This window comes from Pandoraea terrae (genome assembly GCF_902459695.1).
Lineage (GTDB): Bacteria > Pseudomonadota > Gammaproteobacteria > Burkholderiales > Burkholderiaceae > Pandoraea > Pandoraea terrae.
Map to the genome: position 1 here is coordinate 186218 of NZ_CABPRZ010000008.1, position 25467 is coordinate 211684.

The following is a 25467-nucleotide window of genomic DNA, read 5'->3' on the forward strand; positions in this document are numbered from 1 at the left end:
CTGGATGCGCAGATGAGCGCGCCATTGCATGTGGGGCGCTGGCTTGGAGTGCGCCCTTGCTCCGACACTACAGCGCACGTTGCCGTGGCGATAATCTTGCCTGGACGTAGAAAGAATAGATCGCTGATCGAGGAACAACTAAATGAAGTTGAGTCGGTTTATCAGGGAGCTGGCATTGACGGTTTTAGCGCTAGCCCTTTCAGGTTGCAGTGGCATCAGTACGCAGTTTCGGCCTGCGGCAGAGGCACTAGACGGGGATCGGGCTCGGTTGCGGGTGATCGGAAATGGTTTGGTCAAGGCGATACCCGGCAAGAGTTGCATCGATTGGTCGTCTCCGGGAGCAGGAACAGTTCTTGGTCGCCTCGTAGCCAGCAATGGGTTTCGTGGCCGCCAAATTGGCATGCCGAGCAGCCGCTACGCTGACCCGGCCGATTCGGCGGAGTTGTACGTAGCCGCCAATCAGCCCATTACACTAATGATTCTGACCGACCCGGCGCATTTTTATTCCTGTGGCGTCGCAGTTACGTTTATACCGAAGAAGGGCCATGACTACGAGGCGCTGCTGGAGCTGAATTCTAGTTTCTGCAGCGCAAAGGTTGTCTCCTTGACTGAGCCGCATTCGGCCGTAAATGCGGCCAAGGCTGAGCGTTGTGAGGGATCGTGGATATTAGGGAGAGGTGGCCGTGCGAATTCGGACAGCCGGATAAGTGGAGCGCCCGGGGCCTGATTTAGAAGGCGCACTCTCCAAGCCGGGATTGCTGAGCGCCAAGCGATGGTCGACCGTACGCATGCGTTGCCGGTTTCGCAGCGAGCCCGACTCATCGGCGTAGCGAGATCGAGAAGATCTCCGACGGGCGTCAGGCAAACCGCAACGCGGGTGTCAAATCCCCCGGCGGTGCGGCGCCGCGCGCGGCGAATGCCGCGTTGCGTTCGGCCAGCCCTTCGAGCAGGGGCAGGTCGAAGCGGCGCGTAAGAAAGCGCAGGATCGACGTGGTGTCGTATAGCGTATGGTCGACGACACCCTGCTTCGAGAACGGCGAGACAACCAGCGCCGGAACGCGTGAACCCGGCCCCCAGCGGTCGCCCTTCGGTGGCGCGACATGATCCCACCAGCCGCCGTTTTCGTCGTAGGTGATCACGACCATCATGTTGCGCCACTGCGGCGACTTCATCAGGTGCGCCAACACGTTGGCGACGTGCTGATCGCCCGATTCCACATCTGAATACCCTGCGTGCTGGTTCAAATTGCCTTGCGGCTTGTAGAACGTTACGGCAGGCAACTTGCCCGCGATTGCATCGCCAAGGAACCGGTTCGAGATCGGGCTGTCGCCGAGACCGGCGTCGCGCAGATGCGTCTCGCGCGCGGACGTGCCCGGCGCGAACTGCGCGAAGTAATTGAACGGCTGATGGTGATACTGGAAGTTCGGCGTATCCGCGCCGCCCTTGTGATCGAGCGCGGCTTGCCAGGCGCCGGCGTACCAGGCCCATGACACACCTTTTGCGGACAGCAGATCGCCGATCGTCGCGTGCGTTTGCGGCGGCAGTGTCGTTGGATGCGATGCATCGGCCAGGCGCGCATCGCCCGCGGCGGGCGGCTTGACCGGACTCGGTTGATACGGCGGCAGCATCGTGTTGACGGCAAAGTTGTCCGGCGTGATGGCGCCGTCGCGCACGAACTTCGGTTTGCCCGCGATGGCCGACGCGGGCGAGTCCGGCGCTACGGCAAGACGCGTGCCGGCCGGTCCATCCGCCAGTACCGCGATCTTGTCGCGCGCGGGACTTTGCGCTGCATTGGGGTACACCGGCGCGCGGCCGCAGGCAAGAAACTGGTGGTTCAGGAAGGAGCCGCCGAAGGCCGCCATGAAGAAGTTGTCGCACAGCGTGTATTGCTGCGCGTTCTTCCACAGGTTGAGCGTTTTGGCGGTCTCGCCGTAATAGCCCATCACGAGACCGCCCGAATCGGCCCAGGCGGCGAACTGGTTGTTGCGGCCGTCGGCGATCTGCATCTGGTTCTGCCAGAACAGGTGCCACAGGTCGCGCGTGATGACGCTCTCGGGCAGCAGTTTGCCCTCGGCATCCTTGAGCATGAACGGCGCGTTCGGCAATCCCGTGATGGCCTGTTCGCCGATCAGGTATTGCTTGCCGCCGATTTGCTGCGCTTTGGGAACGAGACCGCCCCAAATGGGCGGCAGGGCGGGCAGCGGCGTCTTGCCATCGCGGTCGATCTGCGTGTAGTGCGAGGCGGGGACTTTTGACAGCGGCTGCGAAACGCCGGGGAAATCGCCGAACAGGTTGTTGAAGCTGCGGTTTTCCAGATAGATGACGACCACGGTCTGGATGTTCGACTTCAACTGCGCATCGAACGTGTCGCTGGCGGGCACGGCGGTCGGTGCTTGCGCGCCGGATTCCGTCGCACAGCCGGTCAACGTGCCGGTGGCGCCCGACACGCCGATGGCGGCCAGCCCTTGCAGCAGGCGGCGGCGGGAAGGGTCGGCGGGCGTGTCGTCGCGGCGGTTAGGCTCTTGCGCCGGGTCGTGCGAACCGGCGGAATCAGTGGAATCGGAGGGGGCGTCGTGCGTCATGTTGTTCGCTTTGGCATGTCTCAGGATCCATGCGCGCGATCAACGTGCGGCGTTATCCCCAAGGGGACTTCCTTCGGGGCGCCCCCCCAAGGGGACTTCCTTCGGGGCGTCCCCCAAGGGGACTTCCTTCGGGGCGTACGCGGCACCGCTCACGCGCAGGCGGCAAGCGCCGTTTTTACGCGGCTTGCGTGACAAATCCGTGACAAGGTCGCCGGAGGGGTCAGCTTGCGTTGATGGAGGCGTTGGGGAACGGTGCCGCGGCGAATTGCAGCACGAGATCGTCGAGTAGGGCGCGCAAGGCTGTCGGCATTTGCTTGCGCGAGGTGTAGAGACCGTAGATGGTCAGCGCACGCGGCGTGTAGCCGGCGAGCAGCGGGCGCAGCGATCCGTCGCGCAGCAAGGGGAGCGCAGCATACAGCGGCTGCATCGTGATACCCGCGCCGGCGAGCGCGGCGGCCAGCAACACACTGGCTTCATTCGCGCTGAGGTTGCCGCTGACCGGCACGCTGACCGGCGTGCCATCGTGCTCGAACTGCCACAGACTCTTGCTGAAGTATGCGTAGGTGAGACAGTTGTGCGTGACCAGATCCTCGACGCGCTCCGGTGTGCCATGCCGTTGCAGATAGGCAGGCGCGGCGCAGACGACCGACGGACACGCCGCCAGCTTGCGCGCGATCAGTCCTGGCGCCGGCTCGGAGGTGACGCGAATTGCCAGATCGATGCGTTCTTCGACCAGATCGACGGTGTGGTCGACGACCAGCAGGTCAACCGACACGGCCGGATGCCGCTCGATGAAACGCGTGACCGCCGCCGCGAGGAAACTTTGCGCGAGGCCGGTACTGCAGGTAATGCGCAGCAGCCCGCGCGGGGCGTCGCCATCGGTCGAGGCCGTCACCAGTTCGTCGGCGATGCCGAGCAACTGGCGGCAACGCGGCAAGGCGTCGACGCCCGCTTCGGTGAGGCTGACCGCGCGCGTCGTCCGGTGCAGCAGACGTGCACCGAGCCATGTTTCGAGTTCCGCCAGATAGCGCGACACCATGGCGCGCGACATGTCGAGCCTCTGGGCCGCCGCCGTAAGCGAGCCGCGTTCGGCCACCTCGGTGAAGACGCGCATGGCGGTCAGACGGTCCATGATTTGCTCGAAAAATGCAACAAAGTAATCGTCATTATGGGCTTTTTCTGCCCGTCGGGGGAGATTACGATGGCATTCATCGCCGATCGAACGCATCGGCGGCCCATCTGGAGAATTTCATGAAAGTCGCGCTTATCGGTATCACCGGCCGTGTCGGCTCGCGTATCGCCGCCGAACTGCTGCAACGCGGTCACACGGTCACCGGCATCGCCCGCAATCCCGAACGTGTCGAGCCGGAAGCCGGTTTGACGGTGGTCGCCGGTGACGCCGCCCATCCTGACGCGCTCGCGCCGGTGCTCGCCCGTCACGACGCCGTGATCAGCGCAGGCCGTTTTGCGACCGTGGATCCGGTTAAGCTGATTGCCGCGGTGAAGGCAGCCGGCGTGCCGCGCTTGTTGGTCGTCGGCGGCGCCGGCAGCCTGGAAATCGCGCCGGGCAAGGCGCTGATCGACACGCCGGAATTTCCGGAAGCGTACAAGCCGGAAGCGAGCGCAGGCCGCGCCTTCCTCAAGGTGTTGCGCGGCGAATCGGCACTGAACTGGACTTTCCTGTCGCCGTCGGCGCTATTCGAGCCGGGCGAGCGCACGGGCAAGTTCCGCCTTGGCGGCGACAGCCTGCTGGTGGACGCCCAAGGCAAGAGCTGGATTTCGATGGAAGACTACGCGATTGCGCTCGTTGACGAACTCGAAACCGACAAGCATCCGCGCGCACGATTCACCATCGGCTATTAAGCCGGTGACCCAGTCGGCGGCTGGGTCAGCGCGCCTGGCGGAATGTCAGGTTGAAGCGCGCGTCGCCGTAGCGCGGGTCCGTGCCGCCGCCGATTGACGCCACGCCGTGGTAAGCGAGGCGGGACGGACCGCCCCAGACGACCACGTCGCCGTCATTAAGCGGCACGCGGCGCGGCCGGTCGCTGCGCTTCGCGCCACCCCACAGAAAGGCTGCGGACAATCCCAATGAGACTGACACAATCGGCGCGCCGAGATCGCGCTCGTCCCGGTCCTGATGCAGCGTCAGGCGCGCATCGCCCACGTAACGGTTGACGAGGCATGCGTCGGGCATGAAGCCGGAAAAGCCGGCGTCGCGCGCGGCGGCCTGCGCCAGTGCGAGGAAGGCCGCCGGCATCGGCGGCCATGGTCGGTCCGACAGCGGATCGTGAGTGCCGTAGCGATAGCCGCGGCGGTCGCTGATCCAGCCGAATTGCCCGCAATTGGTCATGGCGACGGACATCCGCTTGCCGCCGGGCGTCTCCCAATGCCGCAACGGTGCGGCGGCGACGACCGCGTCGATGCCGGCTTGCAGGGCGTCAGCGTAATCGAGTGCGTAGCCGCGCAACAGCATCGCGCCATCGGCCAGCACAAGCTCACGCGGGTTCGGGTCCGTATCGGTATCGAAAAGGTCTGCCATGCTGCGTTGACGGCGGGGTGTCACCGGCCGTCGATGTCCTCAATGGTGTCTGATGGGGGCAGATGCGATACACGCGCGGTGGACGGCATCGCTCGTCAAAGCGCATCGTGAAGAATTACACCCAGTGTGTGCCGGTGACCGGCGCGCAGACGGCTCACACCGTGCCGCAGGTTCACGCGGTAGACGCCACGCGTGCCCTGCACGGGCCGGTGATGCACGGCAAATACCACCGCATCGCCGCGCCTGAGCGGCACCACTTCCGCGCGCGACTGCATGCGCGGACGCTGTTCCGTCAGCACGAATTCCCCACCCTCGAAATCTTCTCCGGGCTCCGATAACAGGATCGCCACTTGCAGCGGGAAGACATGCTCGCCGTATAGATCCTGATGCAGGCAATTGTAATCGTCGACGCCGTAGCGCAACAGCAGCGGTGTTGGCCGGACTTGTCCGGCCGCATGACAGCGGGCGAGGAAATCTGCATATAAAGGCGGATACCGGATGTCGATGCCCATGGCCCGATACCAGCGGTGTGCGACCTCGCGCAGCGGCGCGTAGAACGCTTCGCGCAGTGTCGCGACAACGGGCGGCAGCGGATATGCGAAGTATTGATATTCGCCGCGGCCGAAGCCGTGGCGAGCCATCACCACACGGCTGCGAAAGCGCGGCGCGGCGTTGGCATCATGGGGTGCGTCGTACAGCGCGGCGAGATCGCGGCAAGTTTTCGCGTCGAGCAGGCCGTCGATCTGCGCATAGCCCCGCGCGTCGAGCGATTCGCGAAGGGCATCCCACGCGAGGCCGCCGATACGGGCGGCGAGCGTTATCGATTGCGCCGGTGCGATGGGCGCAGGAATTTCAGCGCTCAGGTCAAGCATTGACATCCCCGGTTGATGCACCCGGTGTCCGCGCTCCCTCGGAGGCTTCACGCGCCAATAGCGCACGCTTCTTTGCCACGCCCCATCGATAGCCGGATACGTCGCCGTTCTGGCGCACGACGCGATGGCACGGAATCGCGACCGCGAGCGTGTTCGCGGCGCACGCCATGGCGACGGCGCGCACGGAACGCGGCGAGCCGATGCGCTCGGCCACGTCGCTGTAACTGGCGGTTTGTCCCGGCGGGATATCGCGCAACGCTTGCCACACGCGTTGCTGGAAGGCCGTACCCCGCACGTCGAGCGGCAGGCCGAGGCCGATGCGCGGCGTTTCCACAAAACCGATGACCTGCGCGACCCATCGCTCAAATTTGGCATCCGCACCGATCAACTGCGCCTGCGGGAAGCGATCCTGGAATTCGCGCACAAGGGCGTCGGGATCGTCGCCGAGCGAGATCGCGCACAGGCCGCGCGGCGTCGCGGCGACCAGCAGTGCGCCCAGCGCGCATTGCGCGACGGCAAAGCGGATGACCTCATTCGCGCCGCCGTCGCGGAAGACGGCGGGTTTCATCCCGAGCATGTCGCCGGCGGCGGCGTAGAAGCGTCCGTTCGAATTGAACCCCGCGTCATACAGTGCCTCGGTGACACTGCTGGCGATGGGCAGGGTGCTGCGCACCCGCTCGCCGCGACGAGCGTTGGCATATGCGCGCGGCGTCAGACCCGTCACCGATTTGAACAGGCGATGAAAGTGATAGGTACTGAGTCCGGCTTCCGATGCCAACATCTCAAGGCTGGGCATCGCGTCGGCGGACTCGATGCGGCGGCAGGCGGCGGCGATGCGTGCGGCGTGCTCGGCTGCCAATCCCGCCTTGTCCGGCTTGCAGCGTTTGCACGGGCGGAATCCTGCATGCTCGGCCGCTTCGCGCGAGTCGTGGAACGACACGTTCTCGCGCAGTGCGAGGCGAGCCCCGCAGGAGGGCCGGCAATAGACGCCGGTGGTGCGCACAGCGTAATAGAAGCGGCCGTCGGCGGCTTTGTCGCGTGCGATAACCGCCGCCCAGCGTGCAGCGTCAGTCGTATAGCGCGGCTTGCGTTTGGCGTTCGGCGCGGCATTGCCGGTTCGCGGCGCCGTCGAGTCGGGCGCAGACTCGCGCCGGCGCGAAGTGGGCTGGGACAAAGACATGGCGTTCTCCTGATGGCACGTTGAATGCCTTCAGTCTAGTGACGCGGCCGGGGACGCGCGCTCCGCTTCTTGCGATTGAATTCGGCGGGACGAAACATCGCGGCGCGCATTTGCCGGCGCCGCGTCATATCTGGTGATATGCCGATCTTCGCACGTTCGGCCAGTCGTTGCAGCGATGACGCGCGCCTTGGCCACAGCAATCTTCAATATCAGGTGAACTACTAGGTATACTGCCAGGGAGTATGCTATATATACTCCCACCCAGTTCCAATCGAAGGATGACATGCCACATACGCTCGAGGAAAAGAAACGCGTTCTGGCGCGCGTACGTCGCGTAAGAGGACAGATCGATGCGCTTGAGCGCACACTGGAAGAAGGCGCTGAATGCGGACCGATTCTTCAGCAGATCGCCGCCGTGCGCGGCGCCATCAATGGATTGATGGCCGGCGTTCTCGAAAGCCATTTGCGAGAGGAGTTTTCCCATGTCGCGGAAGCGACCGGAAGTTCGCAGAAATCCATCGACGAAGTCGTCTCGCTGGTGCGCTCGTACCTCCGTTGAATTCGTTGGCGGCCGCCCGAACGGCGGGTTGCCGAACATTTTTCTTTCTCGTCTAAAGGACTGACATGAAATCGCGTGCTGCTGTTGCATTTGCACCCGGCAAACCCCTGGAAATTGTCGAGATCGACGTCGAGCCCCCTCGCGCGGGGGAAGTCCTGGTGAAAATCACCCACACCGGCGTGTGCCACACGGATGCGTTCACGCTTTCGGGCGACGATCCTGAGGGTCTGTTTCCCGCCGTGCTTGGCCACGAAGGCGCCGGCGTCGTCGTGGAAGTGGGTGAAGGCGTCACCAGCGTCAAGCCGGGCGACCACGTTATCCCGCTCTACACCGCCGAATGCGGCGAATGCCTGTTCTGCAAGAGCGGCAAGACCAACCTGTGCGTGGCTGTGCGCGCCACCCAAGGCAAAGGTGTGATGCCCGACGGCACCACTCGCTTCAGCTACAACGGCCAACCCGTCTATCACTACATGGGCTGCTCCACGTTCAGCGAATACACCGTAATCGCAGAAGTATCGCTCGCGAAGATCAATCCGCAGGCCAACCATGAGCACGTCTGCCTGCTTGGCTGTGGCGTGACCACGGGGCTCGGCGCAGTGAAGAACACGGCCAAGGTACAGGAAGGCGACTCCGTGGCCGTGTTCGGGCTGGGCGGAATCGGCCTCGCGGTGATCCAGGGGGCAAAGCTCGCCAAGGCCGGACGCATCATCGCCGTCGATACCAACCCGACCAAGTTCGAATTGGCGCGCAGCTTCGGCGCCACCGATTGCGTGAACCCCAAGGATTTCGAAAAGCCGATCCAGCAAGTCATCGTGGAAATGACGGGGTGGGGTGTCGACCACACTTTCGAGTGCATCGGCAACGTCAACGTCATGCGCGCCGCGCTCGAATGCGCGCATCGCGGCTGGGGACAATCGGTCGTCATCGGTGTGGCAGGCGCCGGTCAGGAAATCTCCACTCGCCCGTTTCAACTGGTCACCGGCCGGCGTTGGCTCGGCACGGCCTTCGGCGGAGTCAAGGGGCGATCACAGTTGCCGGGCATGGTGGAAGACGCCATGAACGGGAAGATTCAGCTCGCACCGTTCGTCACTCATACGAAATCGCTCGAGGAAATCAACGAAGCGTTCGACCTGATGCATGAAGGCAAGTCAATCCGGACCGTCATTCACTTTTGAGGCATCGTAAAGGAGGTTGTACATGACTATCGCAATTCATCCTGCTGTTGATCGTGGCATTCACAAGGGAACCGACCATTTTGCGGGCGGCACACTGCGCTGCCAGTGCGCGCACGATCCGGTCGAAGTTCGGATTGATGCGCAAGTCGCGTTCAATCATGCATGCGGCTGCAGCAAGTGCTGGAAGCCGGCGGGCGCCCTGTTCTCGGTCGTGGGTGTCGTGCCACGCGACAAGGTTGCTGTCAGCGCGCATGGCGAAAAACTGAGCGTGGTGGACGACAAGGCATTGATCCAGCGCCACGCCTGCTCCGCATGTGGCACGCACCTTTTCGGACGCATCGAAAACAAGGACCACGCCTTCTACGGATTGGATTTCATCCATACCGAACTGTCGAAGGATACCGGCTGGGACGGCCCCGGCTTCGCGGCTTTTGTCTCTTCGATCATCGAAAGCGGCACCCCGCCGTCTGCAATGGCTGAGGTACGCCAGACACTGCGCAGCAAGGGTCTCGAGCCCTACGATTGCCTGAGCCCGGAGCTGATGGATATTCTGGCCATCCATGCTGCCAAGGCCAAAGGCACTTATCGGGAGGCCTGATCGGCATGGAGCGAATCGAGCGGCACGCGAGCCACGATGGATACCAGGAAGTCTGGAAACACGCTTCCGTCACCCTTGGATGCGAGATGCGGTTCGGTGTCTTTTTGCCGAACGCAGCATTGCAAGGCAGGAAGTGTCCCGTTCTGTATTGGCTCTCCGGCCTGACCTGCACGGAGCAGAACTTCATCACCAAGGCCGGTGCGCAACGATACGCTGCCAGGCACGACATCATCATCGTCGCGCCGGACACCAGTCCGCGCGGCGACGATGTGCCCGACGATCCGGGCTATGACCTCGGCAAAGGCGCCGGATTCTACATCAACGCCACGCAGCAGCCATGGGCACGGCACTTCCGCATGTACGACTACGTGGTCGACGAGCTGCCGGCATTGATCGAGGCCGGCTTTCCTGCCAGCGACGCTCGGGCGATCAGCGGACATTCGATGGGCGGCCACGGCGCGCTGACCATCGCACTGCGCAATCCCGGACGCTACCGCAGCGTGTCGGCTTTCTCGCCGATCGTCGCGCCGAGCGAGGTGCCGTGGGGCGAAAAAGCGTTCACGGCGTATCTCGGCCGCGACCGCGAAGCGTGGAAGCAGCACGACGCAGTGGCGTTGATCGGAACCACGACCGGGCGGCTGCCGCTGCTGGTGGATCAGGGCGCGGACGACGAATTCCTGGCAAGCCAGTTGAAGCCGGAAATGCTTCGCGCTGCCTGCCAGGAAGCCGCCTACCCTCTTGAACTGAACCTCCGGCCGGGTTACGACCACAGCTACTACTTCATCGCCACTTTCATCGGCGAGCATCTTGACCATCACGCGAAGGCGCTTCGCTGATTGACCCTCACGAGCGCGATGCCATCGATATCCGTAACGCCGAGCCCAACGTCCGTTTGGATGGGACTCAATTTCGACAGCCTGCTAGGCCGGCGGCATGGTGGTGCCGAGTTTGGCTGCGAACGTGATGACCATCACAAGCACCAGGGCTTCCATGGCGACGATGCGAGCGAAGGCGCGCTGTGCGGCGTGGTCGTCGCCGGCCAGGCGCGGCAGGAAGCGCCAACGGTTCCATGCGCCAAGGGAAATGGCAAACACCACCAGCACGAGCTTCGCGCCCAGCCACACCAGATACGGTGCGGCGCCGGGATTCGATGACGCGACAGGCGTGCCGCCGATCGTGCGCCACGCGTTGAACAGGCCGCTGCACAGCACCACGAGCAGTGCGAGGGTGGCGATGGACGACAGCCGTTCGCCATACGCGGCGCGCGCGCCGACGGGCCACCGGCGCCAGCCCGGCAGTGCGCAGCCGGCGACGAGCAGCGTACCGGTCCAGGTGGCCGCGGCCAGCACGTGGAACGTATGGATGAGCACGGCGGCGCTGACAAACCCCGCGTCGGCCGCATGGCCGGTGGCCGCCCGCGCGACGGCCAGCGCAACGACGCCCGCGCCGAAAATGCCGCGCGCCAGGCGCTCGGCCTGATGTTCGCGCTGATGGTGCCGGTCGCGCGGGTCGTCGGCCGAAAAGGCAGTCAACGCAAGCTTCTTGCGGGCCTGCCGCCACAGCCAGGCGCCGCAGGCGATCAGCATGACGCCCGTCGCGGCGAGCCATTGCATCGCCCCGAAATGCGATTGCGTGAGTACGGCCCAGACGTCCGCAAGGAACGCGCCGGCGCCATCCTCATCTCCGCCTGTCATGGCGACGGTACCGGCGGCGAGATAGGCAAGGAGCGATAACGCGGCAAGTCCCGCGGCGAACAGCGGCAGTGTGCGCACCGTCAATCCCGGACGCACCGCGTGCGGGTGGCGCAACACCAGCACGCCGGCAGCCAGGGCGAGCGCCAGATCGAGCAGACCGGCAGCGCTGGGCTGCCACGTGAGCGCGGCCAGATCGGGCGCCATCACTTCACGGGAAAGGGAGGAGCCACCCTGCGGGCGCGAAGAACGAATTCGATGCGAACGAATCGGGACATGGTCGGATCGGAGAACGCGGCGATGGCGCAGTATCGCAGACCTTGCGCTGCCGCGCATGCGTCGCCGTCGCAAAGCCCGCAACGAGAACGCGGCACGGCAACGCGAGCTGCCGTGCCGCGACTGCTTTCGCAGTGCGCGCCGGGATTCAGAAATCCGGCGTTTCGATCGGCCGCAGATCGAACACCAGCACTTCGGCGTCCTTGCCCCGGCTGAGCGTGAGCGCGGTTTCGTTGCGCACGCGCAGGCCGTCGCCTTCACCGAGCGCCACGTCGTTGACGCTGACACTGCCGCGCGCGACATGCACGTATGCATAGCGATTCGGCGCGAGTTCGAGCGTGGCCGACTCGTTCCCGTCGAACAGACCGGCGTACACGCGGGCATCCTGGTGGATGCGCAGCGATTCGTCGCTGCCGTCCGGCGAGATGATCAGACGCAACCGACCACGCTTTTCTTCGGGCGTGAAGCGGCGCTGCTGATACTCCGGCGTGAGGCCGCGCTCACCCGGCACGATCCAGATCTGCAGAAAGTGCACCAGGTCGCTTTTCGAGTGATTGAACTCGCTATGCGCCACGCCGCGCCCGGCTGTCATCAATTGCACGTCGCCCGGTTCGATCACCGACCCCGTACCCATGGTGTCCTTGTGCTCGAGCGCGCCTTCCAGCACGTACGAAAAGATCTCCATGTCGCGGTGGGGATGCTTGCCGAAACCCTGGGCTGGCGCCACGCGATCGTCATTGATCACGAGCAGGTCCGAGAAACCGGCCTGGTTCGGATCGTAATAGTTCGCGAACGAGAACGTATGGCGCGAACGCAGCCAGCCATGATCTGCGACGCCTCGGTCAGCGGCTTTTCTGATATCCAGCATGAAGGACTCCTTCTGTCGTGAGAGGGTCACGCCCTCGATGACTGTAAGTGTAGTGTCTCAAACTAAAATCATAATCGTGCTGTATTGAGAATTATTGTCTCTTGTGGGTTGACAAACAACACGAGGGCGCCGGAGGCATTCCCCATGGTAGTTCGGATGTATCTGATTCGCGGACCGGGCCAATCCGATTTTCAACTGTGCCTGTTCCCGCCGGCTGTGCTTGTGCGAGACTTGGGGTCTTCCCGCTGATAACGGGCCTTTGGCGCCGGTTGGTGATGTCGGCGTCCTGAATTTGCGCTTCCGGAGTTCGTTGCTTATGTCCAACTCGTACGCCTTTCGCATCCTCAACGTTTTTGCCGAAACGACATTCGGCGGCAATCCGCTGTGTGTCTTTGAAGACGCGCGCGGCTTGACCGAGGACCAGATGCAAGCGCTCGCGCGGCAATTCAATCTGTCCGAGACGACCTTCATCCTTGCGCCGCGCGAGGGTGTGCAGGCCGACGCCCATGTGCGGATCTTCACGCCCGGTTATGAAATGCGCTTTGCGGGCCACCCCACGCTCGGCACGGCACATGTGCTGCGCTCGCTGAGGGGATTGGGCCGCGACGTGGCGATCGACTTCCTGGCCGGTCGCGTGCCCGTGCATGCCGACGGCGATCACTGGACGCTGACGGCCCCGGCCGGCGGCGCGCCGAAAACGCAGGCCGCGCGCGAGAGCGACGCCGAAGTGGCCGCACTCATGGGCCTGACAACCGCCGATCTCGCCTCGTCGCCGCAATGGGTCGACACCGGCGCCGATCAACTCCTCATCCCGTTGCGCGACGCGGCCGCTGTCATGCGTGCACAGCCCGACTCGGCGCGGTTGGAACAATGGCCGTTGTCGAGCCTCGCGCGCAAGACCGGCTATGTGTTTTCGATCGACGGCGAGCACGATGGCGTGCTCGATATCACCGCGCGTTATTTCTTTACGACGCAGGGCGGGGGCGTGAGCGAGGATCCGGGTACCGGGTCGGCATGCGCGAACCTTGGCGGCTGGCTCATTGCGCAGGGGCGCCCGTTGCCGTTGCGCGCCCGCGTGTCGCAGGGCGATCGCGTCGAGCGGCCATGCCGCCTGACCTTGGAAGTCACGGCGGCGCGTGAAATTCGTGTGGGCGGCAACGTTATCGAACTCGCGCGCGGGGCGGTGACGCTTTGACGTTTGCTTTGGCCCAGGCGGTCGAGGTCGAACTCGATATCAGGAAAAGCCGTTTCATCGGCATTGTCATGCCGATCGCTTCGCGTGACGCGGCCATGCGCGAACTCGAGGCGCTCAAGCGCCGCTTTCCAAACGCCACGCATTACTGCTGGGTGTTGCTGTGCGAGGGCGCGTCCGGCTTCGATGACGATGGCGAACCGGGCGGCACGGCAGCCAAGCCCATGTACAACGTGCTTATGCACAAGGACCTCGCCAACGTGTTCGCCGTGGTGGTGCGCTATTACGGCGGCATCAAGCTTGGCGCCGGCGGCCTGACGCGCGCATACGGCCAGGCGGTGAGCGAAGCGCTGAAGCTTGCGACGCTCACGGCGGTCGAGCCGACTGTCGAGGTGGCCTACCGCTGCGCATTCAGCCATGAGGCGGCGTTGCGCCGCGTGGCCGAACGGCACGGGGCGGAAGTGCTCGATGCCGCATACAGCGACGCCGTGACGTTGCGCCTTCGGTTGAAGGCGCGCGATGTCGACGCGTTCGAATCGGCCGCCACCGAAACCCTCAGCGGGGGGCTGACGCGGCTTCCACTCGCGTAGCCGTCAACCGCCGCCGATCGACCCCGCGTCGGCGCGTACCCGGATCGTGCCGACCATGCCGGCTTCGAAGTGCCCCGGCTCGAGACACGCGAACGGAACCTCGCCGGCCTGCGTGAAGTGCCAGACGAACTCGCCGCGTTTGCCCGGATCGACCGTCACGGCATTGGGCTCGGCGTGCTCCATCTGCGGCATCTTGCGCATCATCTCGGCGTGTTCGCGCAAGGCGCTGACCGTGCCGAGCATCATCTCGTGACGCACGCGGCCGCTGTTCTTCACGTTAAAGCGGATCGTTTCGCCGCGCTTGACCGTGATTGTCGCGGGCGTGAAGCGCATGGCGTCATGCATGTCGACGTCGATCGTGCGCGTGACGCGGGCGGCGTCGCCGGGCTCGCCAATGCCATCGGATGCGGCGTGGTGATCGTGTTGCGCATGTTGGCCATCGGCATGGGCGGCCGGCATGGGCACGGCCGTCAGCAAAATCGTCAACGCTGCCGTCAGCGTCATTGCAACGGTTCTGCGGGAAATGTGGGTCGTGGTTTCGAACATCTCGAGGAGTTTGCGCCAATCGGTCATGCCACGCAGTCTAGCATCGTCCTCGCGCGCACGACATACGCGAGGCGTGCGGTTGCGCATTCCCCATGCCGAACCGGTATCAGTGCCCGAACCGATGAAACGTTTGCGATTGCGTATGCTGCCGGGACAACGCGATCAGGTTCACGATCGACACCGTGGCGACCAGCGCGAACAACGGCGCGGAAATTTCCACGCCATGGCCGGCGAGCATCGAGATCATCGTCAGCCCGATCATCAAGGCCAGCAGCAGGCGGTGCAGCCATGCGGCAAGACGCAGGTGCCGTTCGCTCATCGTGGCCAGGACCACCAGCGACACGTAAAAAGGTGCGGCCAGCACAGCGAGCATGAGCAACCCCAACAGGATGCCGAGTACGTTGGCGAGCAGTACGCCAGGGATGACCTGGCTGGCTTGCATGCCGACGACGGCCGCAGCGGCGAGGTAGAGCAGCATCAGGCCATCGAGCACAATCGCTAAGCGGTTCATGGTGTCCTCGCAGGACGGTGGAGGCGTTGGCCCGTTCCGCACACGACGTCGGCGTGTCAGAAAGGGGCGAATGTAAGTGCAGGGTCGATCGACGGGACGGATGGCGGTGCGTTCAGCTCCATGGCGGGCGGATCGACAGCACGGTGTCGTCGCAGACGAGTCCCAGCCATTGCGCGGCGTCACGGCTCACGTCGCCTATGCTCCCCGCTTGCACGCGGTAGATGGCGATGTTGCCGAGGGTGTCGGCGCTGAACAGGTCGCGCTCGAGATCGGAGACGACCTCGACCTTGAGCTGCACCATGTAGAACCCGAGCGGGGTCAGGTCCTGCACCAGCGCGGCAAGGGTTTCGGGATAAACGTGAAGGTGCGTCGGCCAATGCCCATGGCGCGTATGAAATTTGCCCAGGGCTTCGAGCACATGCGCGAGGGTGCCCCCGTGACCGCGCACGTAGTGCGTGACCGGATCGTCGCGGCCGGGAATCGATGGATGTCCCATGGCGCTCACCCGCTCAGGCGCGAGACATCACACCGGCGAAGCAGGCGCGGCGCGAATGACGTACAGGTATCCACAAACACTCCGTTGACTTCCCGAAGGTGAGTGCCCGATGAATATTGGTCTTGTGATTTGATAGTTGCAGAGCGGCGCGCGCGACGATATCGGCACTTTTGCCTAAGCCGTTGGCATGATAGGGCGCGCCCCGAGGCGGGGTCTGCGTAAATCGGCTATCCGGAAATGAAAACCGGCGGAAGTTTCCGCCGGTTGAGACCCATCGGGCCGTCGCCAGCCGCACGTACCGGAGCGGCATGGTAAGGTCCAAGAAGACTTGGCACCATGGTGGTATGGCCAATGGCGGCGAACCGCCGGTAATGCGGGCCATACGTAGCAGTCAGACTGCACCTCGAGTATAGGGTATGCACGCATCGCCGCCATCAGTCGAATGGATGATGGGCTGGCGAACTTGTGCACGCAGTACCACTCGAATTGGCACGCGAACGCCGAGGTGTCCAGGGGCTGCGTGAACAGGCCCCGGGTTTCGCCGCGCGCCGCTTTGCGGTTTAATGTCGGGGCATGACGGATCACGACAAAGCGGCGGGGGCCGCTGCGCGGCCAATGATCCGCCTCCAGAGATTCCAATGATGGTAACGACTAAAATACAGAAGTGTGCCGTGCTGACGCTGTTGTGCGTCACGCAGGCGGCGTTCGCCGCAGGCCAGTGCGATGGCATTTACGGACTGGCGAAGAGCGCGCAACAGGGTTTCGACGACATGACCGGCCCGCTGCTGGCCCAGAACGAGCAGGGTGCGAGCTATCAGGCAACGTATTCGATGCCGAGCGGCGACTGCAAGATTTTCCGGGGCAATGGCCTGGCGCCAACGTACGAGTGCGTCTGGGACTTCCAGTCGAGCACGCCTGAAGCGATGCGCGACCGGGCGAAACAGTTCGCGCGCGACGTCGCCCGCTGCACGCGCGGCGTGACCACCGTGCGGACCACCACGACAACGACCACCGGCCTGCCCGCCGACTGGCTGATGACGAGCAAGAAATACGGCCGTCCGGTCAACTTCACGATATCGGCGCAAGACACCGTGACCCGGCGCGGTGAGCGCATCCGCGAGATTTCGCTGTCGGTGGAGAAGCAGTAAGGCGGCGCAAAACGCGCATCCATCGGCGCCGGTTACAAACGGTTGCACACGATCGCCCGTTCTAACATTTTTTCCATCGACGCTCACCGGCCCCGCCCGGTACATTCAATCCTGGCGCTGACCCCGTTGCTGCAAGCCGCAGACGTTGGGAGGCGCCTCGTGCGAACCGGCCCCACTCTCCTGGGCCGGCCGTTGTCTGGTTAGATCGAGATGAGTGCCCGTATTCGCTGGTGTGCCCTGCTGCTGCTGCTGAGTGTCGCGTCCCTTTCGTGGGCGGACGGCGGTCGCATGCGCGACCCGCTTGACGTCAACAAGGCGTCGTTGCGCGACGCCATCAGCCGTTTCAACGCCGACCGCGGCCGAGGCGAGCCTGAGTTTCCGAACTGGGCTGCACCGGCCGATGGACGCGAACGGCGCTACGATGCGCAGGGCAATCGCCGTGAGCAAGGCTACGGCTACGGCGGCGGCAACGGGCACGGCGGGCGCCGGCGCGACTGACGCCCCGTAAGCCCGACCCCGACCCCGCCCCCGACGTCGGCTTTCATCATTCCCTGCCTCCCCCCAAGTCTTACCCACCAGTGTTGCATCTGAGCAACACTCGCGCGTTGGCGGCGCGGGCTTGTCTGAGCGCCCCGGCATCCGCATGAAGTTCTAACGCTCGGCGCAACCGGTCATATACTGTCCGAACCGAACCCGCACGGCGGCACGCCCGCCGTGACCGAAAAGGGGGAGACATGACCGATCTGTCCGTCGCGCAAAAAATACACGGCGCCACGCCGGCGCTGCGCTTGCGTTTTGTCACCGCGGCCGCCCTGTTCGACGGCCACGACGCCTCGATCAACATCATGCGCCGCATCCTGCAGGCCAGCGGCGCCGAGGTGATTCATCTGGGCCACAACCGCTCGGTCGCCGAAGTGGTGCAGGCGGCGCTCGACGAAGATGTCCACGCCATTGCCGTGTCGAGTTATCAGGGCGGGCACGTCGAATACTTCCAGTACATGATCGATCGCCTGCGCGAGGGCGGCGGGGCGCATATCAAGGTGTTCGGCGGCGGCGGCGGCGTGATCGTGCCCGACGAGATCGCCGCGCTGCACGCGTACGGCGTCACGCGCATCTATTCTCCGCACGACGGCCAGCAGCTCGGCCTGCAAGGCATGATCGACGACATGTTGCGGCGTTGCGCCGGTGAACTCGGCGACTTGTCGCAGTTCGCGCCCTTGTCAATGCAGCCTGTCTTCGACGGCGACCGCCGCGCATTGGCACAGACAATTTCCTCGCTCGAAAACGGCAAACTGTCGGCAGAATCACGCGCGGCGCTCCAGCAACGTGCCGCTGCTGCGAAAACGACGGTCGTCGGTATTACGGGCACGGGCGGGGCGGGCAAGTCATCGCTGACCGACGAACTCATCCGCCGCCTGCGCCTCGATCACGACGATGCGCTGACGATTGCCGTGCTCGCCGTCGATCCGTCGCGGCGCAAGTCGGGCGGCGCATTGCTTGGCGACCGAATCCGCATGAACGCCATTGGCGATTGGGGCAACGGACCTCGTGTTTTCATGCGCTCGCTGGCCACGCGCGGCGCAGGCGGGGAACTGTCCGCGGCGCTGCCGGACGCGCTGGCGGCTTGTCGGGCGGCGGGCTTCGACCTGATCGTGGTGGAGACCTCCGGCATCGGCCAGGGCGACGCGGCCATCGTGCAGCACGCTGACGTCTCGCTGTATGTCATGACGCCCGAATTCGGCGCGGCTACCCAGCTCGAGAAAATCGACATGCTCGACTTCGCCGATCTCGTCGCCATCAACAAGTTCGACCGCAAGGGCGCGCAGGACGCCTTGCGCGATGTCGCCAAGCAGGTGCAGCGCAACCGCAACGCCTGGCAGACACCGCCCGGCGAGATGCCCGTCTACGGCACGATGGCTGCCCATTTCAACGACGACGGCGTGACGGCGCTGTACCAGGGCCTCGTGGCGATGCTCGCCGCCCGTGGCCGCCCGATCGGCGACGGCCGTGGCCGATTGCCGCGTGTCGATGTCCGGCACTCGACGCAACTGCACGCTATCGTACCGGCCGCGCGCGTGCGATATCTGGCGGAGATCGCGCAGACTGTCCGTCAGTATCACGTCCACGCCGAGGCGCAGAGCACGCTCGCGCACGAGGTCCAGCAGTTGCGCGAGAGCGCGCGCATGGCCGGCGGCGCCGGGACGGCGGACACCGCTGCCGTTTCGCAATCGCTCGACGCGCTGCGCGAAGCGCGCGAAGCGCAACTGGGCGCGACCGAACGCGCGTTGCTGGCGAGCTGGCCGGCGACGCGCGACGCGTACACGGGCGATGACCTCGTCACGAAGGTGCGCGGCAAGGAGATTCACACGACGCTCACGCGCACCACGCTGTCCGGCCTGAGGATTCCGAAAGTCGTGCTGCCGCCCTATCGGGACGATGGTGAACTCCTGCGCTGGCTGATGCGCGAGAACCTGCCGGGCGCATTTCCGTATACAGCGGGCGTGTTTCCGTTCAAGCGCGAGAACGAGGATCCGACGCGCATGTTCGCGGGCGAGGGCGACGCGATGCGCACCAATCGCCGCTTCAAACTGCTCTCGGCGGGCATGGCGGCCAAACGGTTGTCGACGGCCTTCGATTCCGTCACGCTGTATGGCTTCGACCCGGACGAACGCCCCGACATCTACGGCAAGATCGGCAACGCGGGCGTTTCGATCGCCACGCTCGACGACATGTTGGCGCTCTACGACGGCTTCGATCTCTGCTCGCCGTCGACCTCGGTGTCGATGACGATCAACGGCCCCGCGCCAACCATCCTTGCGATGTTCTTCAACACCGCAATCGACCAGCAGATGGCGCGTTTCGAGAAGGCGCATGGCCGCGCGCCGAACGCCAGCGAAGCCGAAGCCGTGCGCACGCGCACGCTCGAGCAAGTCCGCGGCACGGTGCAGGCGGACATCCTCAAGGAGGACCAGGGCCAGAATACCTGTATCTTCTCGACGGAATTCAGCCTCAAGGTGATGGGCGACATCCAGGCGTATTTCGTCGATCACCGCGTGCGCAACTTCTACTCGGTGTCGATCTCCGGCTATCACATCGCCGAAGCCGGTGCGAACCCGATCTCGCAACTGGCGTTCACGCTGTCCAACGGTTTCACGTTTGTCGAAGCTTATCTCGCGCGCGGCATGGCCGTTGACGATTTCGCGCCGAACCTGTCGTTCTTCTTCTCCAACGGCATGGACCCCGAATACGCGGTGCTCGGACGCGTTGCGCGCCGCATCTGGGCCGTGGCGATGCGCGACCGGTACGGGGCGAATGAACGCAGCCAGAAGCTCAAGTATCACATCCAGACCAGCGGGCGCAGCCTGCACGCGCAGGAGATCGACTTCAACGACATCCGCACGACGTTGCAGGCGCTCATCGCGATCTACGACAACTGCAATTCGCTGCACACGAACGCGTTCGACGAAGCCATCACCACGCCGACCGAGGCGTCCGTGCGGCGTGCCCTTGCCATCCAGTTGATCATCAATCGCGAGTGGGGCGTGGCGTACAACGAGAATCCGAATCAGGGCAGCTTCCTGATGGAACAACTGACGGATCTCGTGGAAGAGGCCGTGCTGTGCGAGTTCGAGCGCATCAGTGAGCGTGGCGGCGTGCTCGGCGCCATGGAAACGGGCTACCAGCGCGGCAAGATCCAGGAGGAGTCGTTGTATTACGAGCATCGCAAGCACGACGGCTCGTACCCGATCGTCGGCGTCAACACGTTCGTGGCCCCGGACAGCGAGGCCCATGCAGGCACCGTGCCGCTGGCGCGGTCCACGGAAGACGAGAAGCAGTCCCAGCTGCGCCGGTTGCGCGCGTTTCAGGCGCGCCACGCCGACGCCGCGCCACAGATGCTGCGGCGTCTGCAACAGGCGGTGATCGCGGACGAAAACGTCTTTGCGGTGCTGATGGATGCCGTACGTGTGTGCTCCCTGGGGCAAATCACGCAGGCGCTGTTCGAAGTGGGCGGGCAATATCGCCGCAATATGTGACGGAAATCGCCACGGGTTTCCGGGACGCGGCACTCGCGTTATCATTTGTGCAGTGCAAGATCCCGTCGCCCGCGGATCTTGACGGCAGAACCACGCGTGCGCGGCGTATGGCGCCTCCGATTTCGTCGCGACGGAGGCGGGCCCGCGCGTGCCCCCCACGAGCGCACGCTGCCGACAGAAAATGGGCGTCCACGGAGTATGGAGTAGACACGACATGACGATTCAAAGCGTAGGGATCATCGGCGCCGGCACCATGGGTAACGGCATTGCGCAGGCTTGCGCGGTTGCGGGATTGCCCGTGACGATGGTCGACATCAGCGATGCGGCCGTACAGAAGGGACTCGCCGCTGTGGCGGGCAGCCTCGACCGTCTCATCAAGAAGGACAAGATCACGGCGGCGGACAAGGCGGCCACGCTCGCCCGCATCACGGTGGCCACGGATTACGCCGCGCTTGCGCAGGCCGACATCGTGATCGAAGCCGCCACCGAGAACTTCGACCTGAAGGTCAAGATTCTCAAGCAGCTCGAAGCCGCGGCGAAGCCCGAGGCGATCCTGGCGTCGAACACGTCGTCGATCTCGATCACGAAGCTGGCAGCGGTGGTGGCGCGTCCCGAGCAGTTCATCGGCATGCACTTCTTCAATCCGGTGCCGCTGATGGCGCTCGTCGAAATCATCCGTGGCCTGCAGACGAGCGATGCGACCCATGCCGACGTGGATGCGCTGGCACGTCAGCTGGGCAAGTCGCCGATTACGGTGAAGAATGCGCCGGGCTTCGTCGTCAATCGCATCCTCGTGCCGATGATCAACGAGGCGTTCTTCGTGCTGGCGGAGAACCTCGCCACGCCCGAGGAGATCGACGAAGGCATGAAGCTGGGCTGCAATCATCCGATCGGACCGTTGGCGCTGGCCGACATGATCGGGCTGGACGTTTGCCTGTCGGTCATGAACGTCTATTACGAAGAGTTCGCCGATTCGAAGTACCGCCCGTGTCCGCTGCTCAAGGAAATGGTGGCGGCCGGCTATCTCGGCCGCAAGACCGGCCGCGGCGTGTACACGTACTGAGCGCTGGGCGTCACGTCCGGCGCGCGCCGGACTTGCCGCGAAGGCCTGTCCGGCGACGATCTGGCGCTCTGGCGTGGCGTCACAGGCCGCGTGATCGACACCCGATAAGGCCGGCCCTCGGGTATGCCCGCGTCGATGAGCGTATCGGCGATGGCCAGCGCTACGTCTTCGCGCGACGTGGCCGTGTCGAAGCGAATGATTTTCTGCGAGGCCCAAGGGTCGAGTATCAGCGTTTGCTTCCGATACGGGAAAACCAGCCTCGCGAATTCCGTTGCGGTGATACCGTCGGGCGTATCGGGCGGTTGATCGATCGGTGTACTGTGGGTAAGGACGTCCATCACCACGGGAGACTCCGTGTACAGCACCGCCACGTGTCCGGTGTGAGGGCCGGACGCCATCGTGATGATGCGGAAGTTTTGCAGCGGTACGCCGTTTTCGGCCAAATGCCAGGAAAGGATCTCCGCATGTTCGTGGCAGTATGCCTCGTGGGTTGGATGATCGATGTAGTATCGGCCGGTGGCCTCAGCCGCCTCCAGTTGCTGCAACCATAGCGGCTCGGAATTGTCGATGCCCCGGTGCAATTTCGCCAGGTCATGGCGCGCCTCCAAGATACTGTGATCCTGTCGCGCGCGATACTCCGGCCGGTTGGTTCTCTTCAAATGCATCTCGGCCAGCGAGTCAAACGCGTCATTGATGGCCGAGCGTACCCGCCTATCGGAAACGGCGATCAGAACGCGATCGTCGGCGTAGATGCTGTCGCTGACGAGGGCTGCCTCGGACTCCGGCCGTTGTCCTTTGCTGCCGCCGCAACCGCCGCCGCGTAGACAAAGCGGTGGCTCGGCTTGCCACTTGCCGCTAGCCTCGCTCCACACCAGCGGAATTTCCGGACGTGCCCGCGCGCCGGTATGGATGAACCATTGCCCGGAGCCAGCGTCCTGGCGTACCCGGTAATATCCGGCATTGCCGCGAATGAGCAATGTGCCTTGCGACGTTGTCAGGATGCCGGGCGAGCCGGTACCCGCAGGTTCAGCCCCATCGCCGATCGCGTAGTCATACCCTTTGAGATAAGCCGCTTCACCCTTGGCGCCAAGGAATGGCGCCACGCTGGCGTGGGGTTCGGGGTCGGGCTTGAACGGCAATGCATGATCGGCGAATTCCTGTGCCTCCCCCGCCCCCGGTTCCGGCCATCTGCCCGGCGGGCCGGAAAGGGTGCTTTCCGGTTCGAGATCAAACGGGAGAGCGTTGTCGGCGGGGTCAACCAGGGCAAATATATCCTTCGCGGCTGCGAACCCGCGCAAGTCGGTTTGGGACAGTACGTCGGATATAGCATCGATGGACGGCGGCTTGCCTGCGCTCACGTCCGCCATCTGCTGGGCGACAAGACCGGCCAGGCGCGTTTGCGTGACAACCGGTAATGGTGCGGTCAATGCATCGACTCGCTTGAGCCAGCCCTTGGCCGACGCCCATTTGCGCGCCGGGATCGGCGGATTTCCCGTAGCGGCCCATGCGTTACGAAAGAAGTCGCCGAGTTTTTCGAAGGGATGCGCCGCATCGCCCAGGGCGCTCAGAATGTCTTGCGCCGAGTAGCGGGTCTTGACGATATCAGGCGCCATCTTGCGAATGGTGACATTGGAGACCGCAGGTGGGGTGTCCGTGACACCGGCGTCCCGGGTGGTGACCAAATGCATGAGATACCAGTAGAGCAACTTCGGCAAGCGGGGCCCCGAAGGTCCGGCATTGCCGGAATGCGTCGAAACGCTTGGTTCTGTCGTCGAGAGGAGCCACGGGTAGTGGCGCAATGCTACGATCGGCCAAATATCTCGGCTTGCACGTTGCCGGCCGACGGGCGCCAAGTCGGGACGCACGGGCGGCGCAGCGGGCAAACGTGATTGCTTGAACGGAAAGTCGAGATGCAGCGACCGCATCGCCGCCGCCCGCGGCGGGTTGCCGGACAAGGGAGACGCGGCGCTTGCCAGAACCAGTTCACTGATCAGCAGGCACTGGATGCCCAGCGCGAGTCTTCCGGACGGGACGTGAATGGGGGGCGGCGATCCGGGGGCGGACTTCGCGCGCGTATGGACTTCGGCCAGCGGAAAGCTCAGGGATTCGAATGGGGGGCGGCATTCGGCGGCCGGGCGTGCGGGGTGTTGCGCGCCGGCCCGTTTCGCAAGGGCACCTGCCATGCGGACTTGTGATGGGCGGCGGTTTGCTCCGGGCGCCAGACGGTACGGCAACGGCGGCGTACGATTTACGGCGTGCGGAAAATGGTAAGGCATGGGCTCCTCAAGATTGTGTCGCTCGTGTCGCGATGAATGACAAACCGGCTTTGCGCACATTCGGCGCGGACCGGTGCCGGGGGCTCATGCGAAACACTAATCGCCGCAACCTCACGCCGCTTTGGCGGTGAGGCGGTCAAATGGCGGATTCGCGCGAGTCGGGGCGAATGAGCGAGACACAAAACGTGAAGGAAATGCCGGCACGTGGGAGGCGGAGGGGTGAAGCGGCGGGGTGAAGCGCAGGCGCGAGGCGCGTCACGCCGGCACGAGGGCCGGCGTGAGAAGCTGGGATTGCGTCAGACCGACAAGCGGCGGCGGGTTTCGTCGTATTCGCGCTTGAGCCGCGCGACGATCTCGCCGGCCGGCACGATTTCGTTCATCAGGCCGACGCCTTGTCCGGCACCCCAAATATCCTTCCACGCCTTCGCCTTCGAAAAGTTCATGGCGGACTTGTCGGCCGTGGGCAGGTTTTCCGGGTCGAGTCCGGCGTTGACGATGCTCTGGCGAATGTAATTGCCTGAGACCCCCGTAAACAGATTCGTATAGATGATGTCGGACGCGCTCGCGTCGACGATCGCCTGCTTATAGGACTCGTGGGCGTTCGCCTCGGTCGACGCGATGAAGCGCGTGCCGATATACGCCAGATCCGCGCCCATGGCCTGCGCCGCCAGGATCGAGCCGCCGTTGGCGATCGAACCTGACAACACGATGGGGCCGTCGAAGATCTTGCGCACTTCGCCGACCAGCGCGAATGGCGACAACGTGCCCGCATGACCGCCCGCGCCGGCGGCAACGAGGATCAGGCCGTCCACGCCGGCTTCGATGGCCTTTTGCGCGTGCCGCAGATTGATCACGTCGTGCAGCACGATCCCGCCGTAGCTGTGCACCGCATCGATCAGTTCCTTGGGCGGTGCCCGCAGGCTCGTGATGAAGATCGGCACGCGATGCTCGACACACACGCGCACATCGTGTTCGAGGCGCGGGTTCGACTGATGCACGATCTGATTGACCGCCAGGGGCCCCACCACGGCGTCGGGATTCGCGGCGCGATAGGTCGCGAGCTCTTCGGTCATGCGGTCGAGCCAATCCTCGAGCATTTTCGGCTCGCGCGCGTTGAGCGCCGGAAACGAACCGACAATACCGGCCTTGCACTGCGCAAGGACCAGTTCCGGATAGCTGACGATGAACATGGGCGAAGCCACCACGGGCAGCGCCAGGTTTTGCAGGATTGCAGGTAGGGCCATGAAGTCTCCTTGTCGGCGCGTGTTACG

General features: G+C 64.3%; 23 protein-coding genes. 11 read left to right on the plus strand and 12 right to left on the minus strand.

The genetic code is table 11. The features are described from left to right. Positions 1 to 857: 857 nt before the first annotated feature. Entirely contained in the window at positions 858 to 2582 is a 1725-nt protein-coding gene (locus tag PTE30175_RS11850) for an acid phosphatase (protein WP_150697239.1), read from the minus strand. Positions 2583 to 2802: 220 nt separating this feature from the next. Beyond that, positions 2803 to 3714 carry a LysR family transcriptional regulator gene (locus PTE30175_RS11855; protein ID WP_150697240.1) on the minus strand — a complete coding sequence of 304 codons (912 nt, stop codon included), beginning with the start codon at positions 3712 to 3714 and terminating at the stop codon, positions 2803 to 2805. Positions 3715 to 3833: 119 nt separating this feature from the next. On the opposite strand from PTE30175_RS11855, the gene PTE30175_RS11860 reads away from it, so the two are divergent. Further along, positions 3834 to 4445 carry an NAD(P)-dependent oxidoreductase gene (locus PTE30175_RS11860; RefSeq protein ID WP_150697241.1) on the plus strand — a complete coding sequence of 204 codons (612 nt, stop codon included), beginning with the start codon at positions 3834 to 3836 and terminating at the stop codon, positions 4443 to 4445. Positions 4446 to 4470: 25 nt separating this feature from the next. Here PTE30175_RS11860 and alkB read toward each other — a convergent pair whose 3' ends face one another. The 3 genes from alkB to ada all read right to left on the minus strand — a co-directional run bounded on the left by alkB (position 4471) and on the right by ada (position 7173). Beyond that, the gene (gene alkB / locus PTE30175_RS11865) at positions 4471 to 5121 is read right to left on the minus strand and encodes a DNA oxidative demethylase AlkB (protein WP_150697242.1); all 651 of its coding nucleotides are present in this window, start codon (positions 5119 to 5121) and stop codon (positions 4471 to 4473) included. A 95-nt stretch (positions 5122 to 5216) separates the two neighbouring features. After that, positions 5217 to 5993: a 2OG-Fe(II) oxygenase gene (locus PTE30175_RS11870; RefSeq protein WP_150697243.1), complete on the minus strand. Its 777-nt coding sequence runs from the start codon at positions 5991 to 5993 to the stop codon at positions 5217 to 5219. Continuing rightward, positions 5986 to 7173 carry a bifunctional DNA-binding transcriptional regulator/O6-methylguanine-DNA methyltransferase Ada gene (gene ada, locus PTE30175_RS11875; RefSeq protein ID WP_150697244.1) on the minus strand — a complete coding sequence of 396 codons (1188 nt, stop codon included), beginning with the start codon at positions 7171 to 7173 and terminating at the stop codon, positions 5986 to 5988. Before ada ends, PTE30175_RS11870 begins: the two co-directional genes overlap by 8 nt. A 283-nt stretch (positions 7174 to 7456) precedes the next feature. Here ada and frmR point away from each other — a divergent pair, with 283 nt between their 5' ends. The 4 genes from frmR to fghA all read left to right on the plus strand — a co-directional run bounded on the left by frmR (position 7457) and on the right by fghA (position 10341). Next, a complete protein-coding gene (gene frmR / locus PTE30175_RS11880; protein ID WP_150697245.1) occupies positions 7457 to 7732 on the plus strand; it encodes a formaldehyde-responsive transcriptional repressor FrmR in 276 nt (91 codons plus the stop codon). Between the two features lie 65 nt (positions 7733 to 7797). Next, complete coding sequence (locus tag PTE30175_RS11885) at positions 7798 to 8907, plus strand: S-(hydroxymethyl)glutathione dehydrogenase/class III alcohol dehydrogenase (RefSeq protein ID WP_150697246.1); 1110 nt, start codon at positions 7798 to 7800, stop codon at positions 8905 to 8907. 22 nt (positions 8908 to 8929) lie between these two features. Next, positions 8930 to 9505: an S-(hydroxymethyl)glutathione synthase gene (gfa, locus tag PTE30175_RS11890; RefSeq protein ID WP_150697247.1), complete on the plus strand. Its 576-nt coding sequence runs from the start codon at positions 8930 to 8932 to the stop codon at positions 9503 to 9505. Between the two features lie 5 nt (positions 9506 to 9510). Beyond that, complete coding sequence (fghA, locus tag PTE30175_RS11895) at positions 9511 to 10341, plus strand: S-formylglutathione hydrolase (protein ID WP_150697248.1); 831 nt, start codon at positions 9511 to 9513, stop codon at positions 10339 to 10341. Between the two features lie 84 nt (positions 10342 to 10425). Here fghA and PTE30175_RS11900 read toward each other — a convergent pair whose 3' ends face one another. Both PTE30175_RS11900 and PTE30175_RS11905 read right to left on the minus strand, forming a co-directional pair. Continuing rightward, on the minus strand, positions 10426 to 11403 hold the full coding sequence (locus PTE30175_RS11900; RefSeq protein ID WP_150697249.1) for a copper resistance D family protein: 978 nt from the start codon (positions 11401 to 11403) through the stop codon (positions 10426 to 10428). Positions 11404 to 11620: 217 nt separating this feature from the next. Then, positions 11621 to 12340 carry a pirin family protein gene (locus PTE30175_RS11905; protein WP_150697250.1) on the minus strand — a complete coding sequence of 240 codons (720 nt, stop codon included), beginning with the start codon at positions 12338 to 12340 and terminating at the stop codon, positions 11621 to 11623. A 316-nt stretch (positions 12341 to 12656) separates the two neighbouring features. Here PTE30175_RS11905 and PTE30175_RS11910 point away from each other — a divergent pair, with 316 nt between their 5' ends. Together PTE30175_RS11910 and PTE30175_RS11915 are read left to right on the plus strand one after the other, a co-directional pair. Next, positions 12657 to 13535 carry a PhzF family phenazine biosynthesis protein gene (locus PTE30175_RS11910; RefSeq protein WP_150697251.1) on the plus strand — a complete coding sequence of 293 codons (879 nt, stop codon included), beginning with the start codon at positions 12657 to 12659 and terminating at the stop codon, positions 13533 to 13535. Further along, the gene (locus PTE30175_RS11915; protein ID WP_150697252.1) at positions 13532 to 14122 is read left to right on the plus strand and encodes an IMPACT family protein; all 591 of its coding nucleotides are present in this window, start codon (positions 13532 to 13534) and stop codon (positions 14120 to 14122) included. Before PTE30175_RS11910 ends, PTE30175_RS11915 begins: the two co-directional genes overlap by 4 nt. 3 nt (positions 14123 to 14125) lie before the next feature. Here PTE30175_RS11915 and PTE30175_RS11920 read toward each other — a convergent pair whose 3' ends face one another. From PTE30175_RS11920 to PTE30175_RS11930, 3 genes are all read right to left on the minus strand, one after another. Then, complete coding sequence (locus PTE30175_RS11920; RefSeq protein ID WP_420819629.1) at positions 14126 to 14647, minus strand: cupredoxin domain-containing protein; 522 nt, start codon at positions 14645 to 14647, stop codon at positions 14126 to 14128. Positions 14648 to 14774: 127 nt separating this feature from the next. Then, positions 14775 to 15179, minus strand: a complete 405-nt coding sequence (locus tag PTE30175_RS11925) for a hypothetical protein (protein ID WP_150697253.1) — start codon at positions 15177 to 15179, stop codon at positions 14775 to 14777. A gap of 112 nt (positions 15180 to 15291) precedes the next feature. After that, positions 15292 to 15675 carry a hypothetical protein gene (locus PTE30175_RS11930; RefSeq protein WP_150697254.1) on the minus strand — a complete coding sequence of 128 codons (384 nt, stop codon included), beginning with the start codon at positions 15673 to 15675 and terminating at the stop codon, positions 15292 to 15294. 638 nt (positions 15676 to 16313) lie between these two features. On the opposite strand from PTE30175_RS11930, the gene PTE30175_RS11935 reads away from it, so the two are divergent. From PTE30175_RS11935 to PTE30175_RS11950, 4 genes are all read left to right on the plus strand, one after another. After that, positions 16314 to 16823: a hypothetical protein gene (locus PTE30175_RS11935; RefSeq protein WP_150697255.1), complete on the plus strand. Its 510-nt coding sequence runs from the start codon at positions 16314 to 16316 to the stop codon at positions 16821 to 16823. A gap of 210 nt (positions 16824 to 17033) precedes the next feature. Continuing rightward, positions 17034 to 17321: a hypothetical protein gene (locus PTE30175_RS11940; RefSeq protein ID WP_150697256.1), complete on the plus strand. Its 288-nt coding sequence runs from the start codon at positions 17034 to 17036 to the stop codon at positions 17319 to 17321. Between the two features lie 236 nt (positions 17322 to 17557). Further along, a complete protein-coding gene (icmF, locus tag PTE30175_RS11945; protein ID WP_150697257.1) occupies positions 17558 to 20857 on the plus strand; it encodes a fused isobutyryl-CoA mutase/GTPase IcmF in 3300 nt (1099 codons plus the stop codon). Between the two features lie 214 nt (positions 20858 to 21071). Next, positions 21072 to 21920, plus strand: a complete 849-nt coding sequence (locus PTE30175_RS11950; RefSeq protein WP_150697258.1) for a 3-hydroxybutyryl-CoA dehydrogenase — start codon at positions 21072 to 21074, stop codon at positions 21918 to 21920. Here the strand turns inward: PTE30175_RS11950 and PTE30175_RS11955 are convergent. Together PTE30175_RS11955 and PTE30175_RS11960 are read right to left on the minus strand one after the other, a co-directional pair. Further along, positions 21878 to 24103 (minus strand): hypothetical protein, encoded by a 2226-nt coding sequence (locus PTE30175_RS11955; protein ID WP_150697259.1) that lies wholly within the window; start codon positions 24101 to 24103, stop codon positions 21878 to 21880. The genes PTE30175_RS11950 and PTE30175_RS11955 overlap by 43 nt on opposite strands. A gap of 389 nt (positions 24104 to 24492) precedes the next feature. Beyond that, positions 24493 to 25440, minus strand: a complete 948-nt coding sequence (locus tag PTE30175_RS11960) for an NAD(P)H-dependent flavin oxidoreductase (RefSeq protein WP_150697260.1) — start codon at positions 25438 to 25440, stop codon at positions 24493 to 24495. Positions 25441 to 25467 lie beyond the last annotated feature (27 nt).

Coding starts and splice junctions, on each gene's coding strand:
- PTE30175_RS11850 (WP_150697239.1), bottom strand. CDS start 2,582: ATGACGCACGACGCCCCCTCCGATTCCACTGATTCCGCCGGTTCGCAC.
- PTE30175_RS11855 (WP_150697240.1), bottom strand. CDS start 3,714: ATGGACCGTCTGACCGCCATGCGCGTCTTCACCGAGGTGGCCGAACGC.
- PTE30175_RS11860 (WP_150697241.1), top strand. CDS start 3,834: ATGAAAGTCGCGCTTATCGGTATCACCGGCCGTGTCGGCTCGCGTATC.
- alkB (WP_150697242.1), bottom strand. CDS start 5,121: ATGGCAGACCTTTTCGATACCGATACGGACCCGAACCCGCGTGAGCTT.
- PTE30175_RS11870 (WP_150697243.1), bottom strand. CDS start 5,993: ATGCTTGACCTGAGCGCTGAAATTCCTGCGCCCATCGCACCGGCGCAA.
- ada (WP_150697244.1), bottom strand. CDS start 7,173: ATGTCTTTGTCCCAGCCCACTTCGCGCCGGCGCGAGTCTGCGCCCGAC.
- frmR (WP_150697245.1), top strand. CDS start 7,457: ATGCCACATACGCTCGAGGAAAAGAAACGCGTTCTGGCGCGCGTACGT.
- PTE30175_RS11885 (WP_150697246.1), top strand. CDS start 7,798: ATGAAATCGCGTGCTGCTGTTGCATTTGCACCCGGCAAACCCCTGGAA.
- gfa (WP_150697247.1), top strand. CDS start 8,930: ATGACTATCGCAATTCATCCTGCTGTTGATCGTGGCATTCACAAGGGA.
- fghA (WP_150697248.1), top strand. CDS start 9,511: ATGGAGCGAATCGAGCGGCACGCGAGCCACGATGGATACCAGGAAGTC.
- PTE30175_RS11900 (WP_150697249.1), bottom strand. CDS start 11,403: ATGGCGCCCGATCTGGCCGCGCTCACGTGGCAGCCCAGCGCTGCCGGT.
- PTE30175_RS11905 (WP_150697250.1), bottom strand. CDS start 12,340: ATGCTGGATATCAGAAAAGCCGCTGACCGAGGCGTCGCAGATCATGGC.
- PTE30175_RS11910 (WP_150697251.1), top strand. CDS start 12,657: ATGTCCAACTCGTACGCCTTTCGCATCCTCAACGTTTTTGCCGAAACG.
- PTE30175_RS11925 (WP_150697253.1), bottom strand. CDS start 15,179: ATGAACCGCTTAGCGATTGTGCTCGATGGCCTGATGCTGCTCTACCTC.
- PTE30175_RS11930 (WP_150697254.1), bottom strand. CDS start 15,675: ATGGGACATCCATCGATTCCCGGCCGCGACGATCCGGTCACGCACTAC.
- PTE30175_RS11935 (WP_150697255.1), top strand. CDS start 16,314: ATGATGGTAACGACTAAAATACAGAAGTGTGCCGTGCTGACGCTGTTG.
- PTE30175_RS11940 (WP_150697256.1), top strand. CDS start 17,034: ATGAGTGCCCGTATTCGCTGGTGTGCCCTGCTGCTGCTGCTGAGTGTC.
- icmF (WP_150697257.1), top strand. CDS start 17,558: ATGACCGATCTGTCCGTCGCGCAAAAAATACACGGCGCCACGCCGGCG.
- PTE30175_RS11950 (WP_150697258.1), top strand. CDS start 21,072: ATGACGATTCAAAGCGTAGGGATCATCGGCGCCGGCACCATGGGTAAC.
- PTE30175_RS11955 (WP_150697259.1), bottom strand. CDS start 24,103: ATGGCAGGTGCCCTTGCGAAACGGGCCGGCGCGCAACACCCCGCACGC.
- PTE30175_RS11960 (WP_150697260.1), bottom strand. CDS start 25,440: ATGGCCCTACCTGCAATCCTGCAAAACCTGGCGCTGCCCGTGGTGGCT.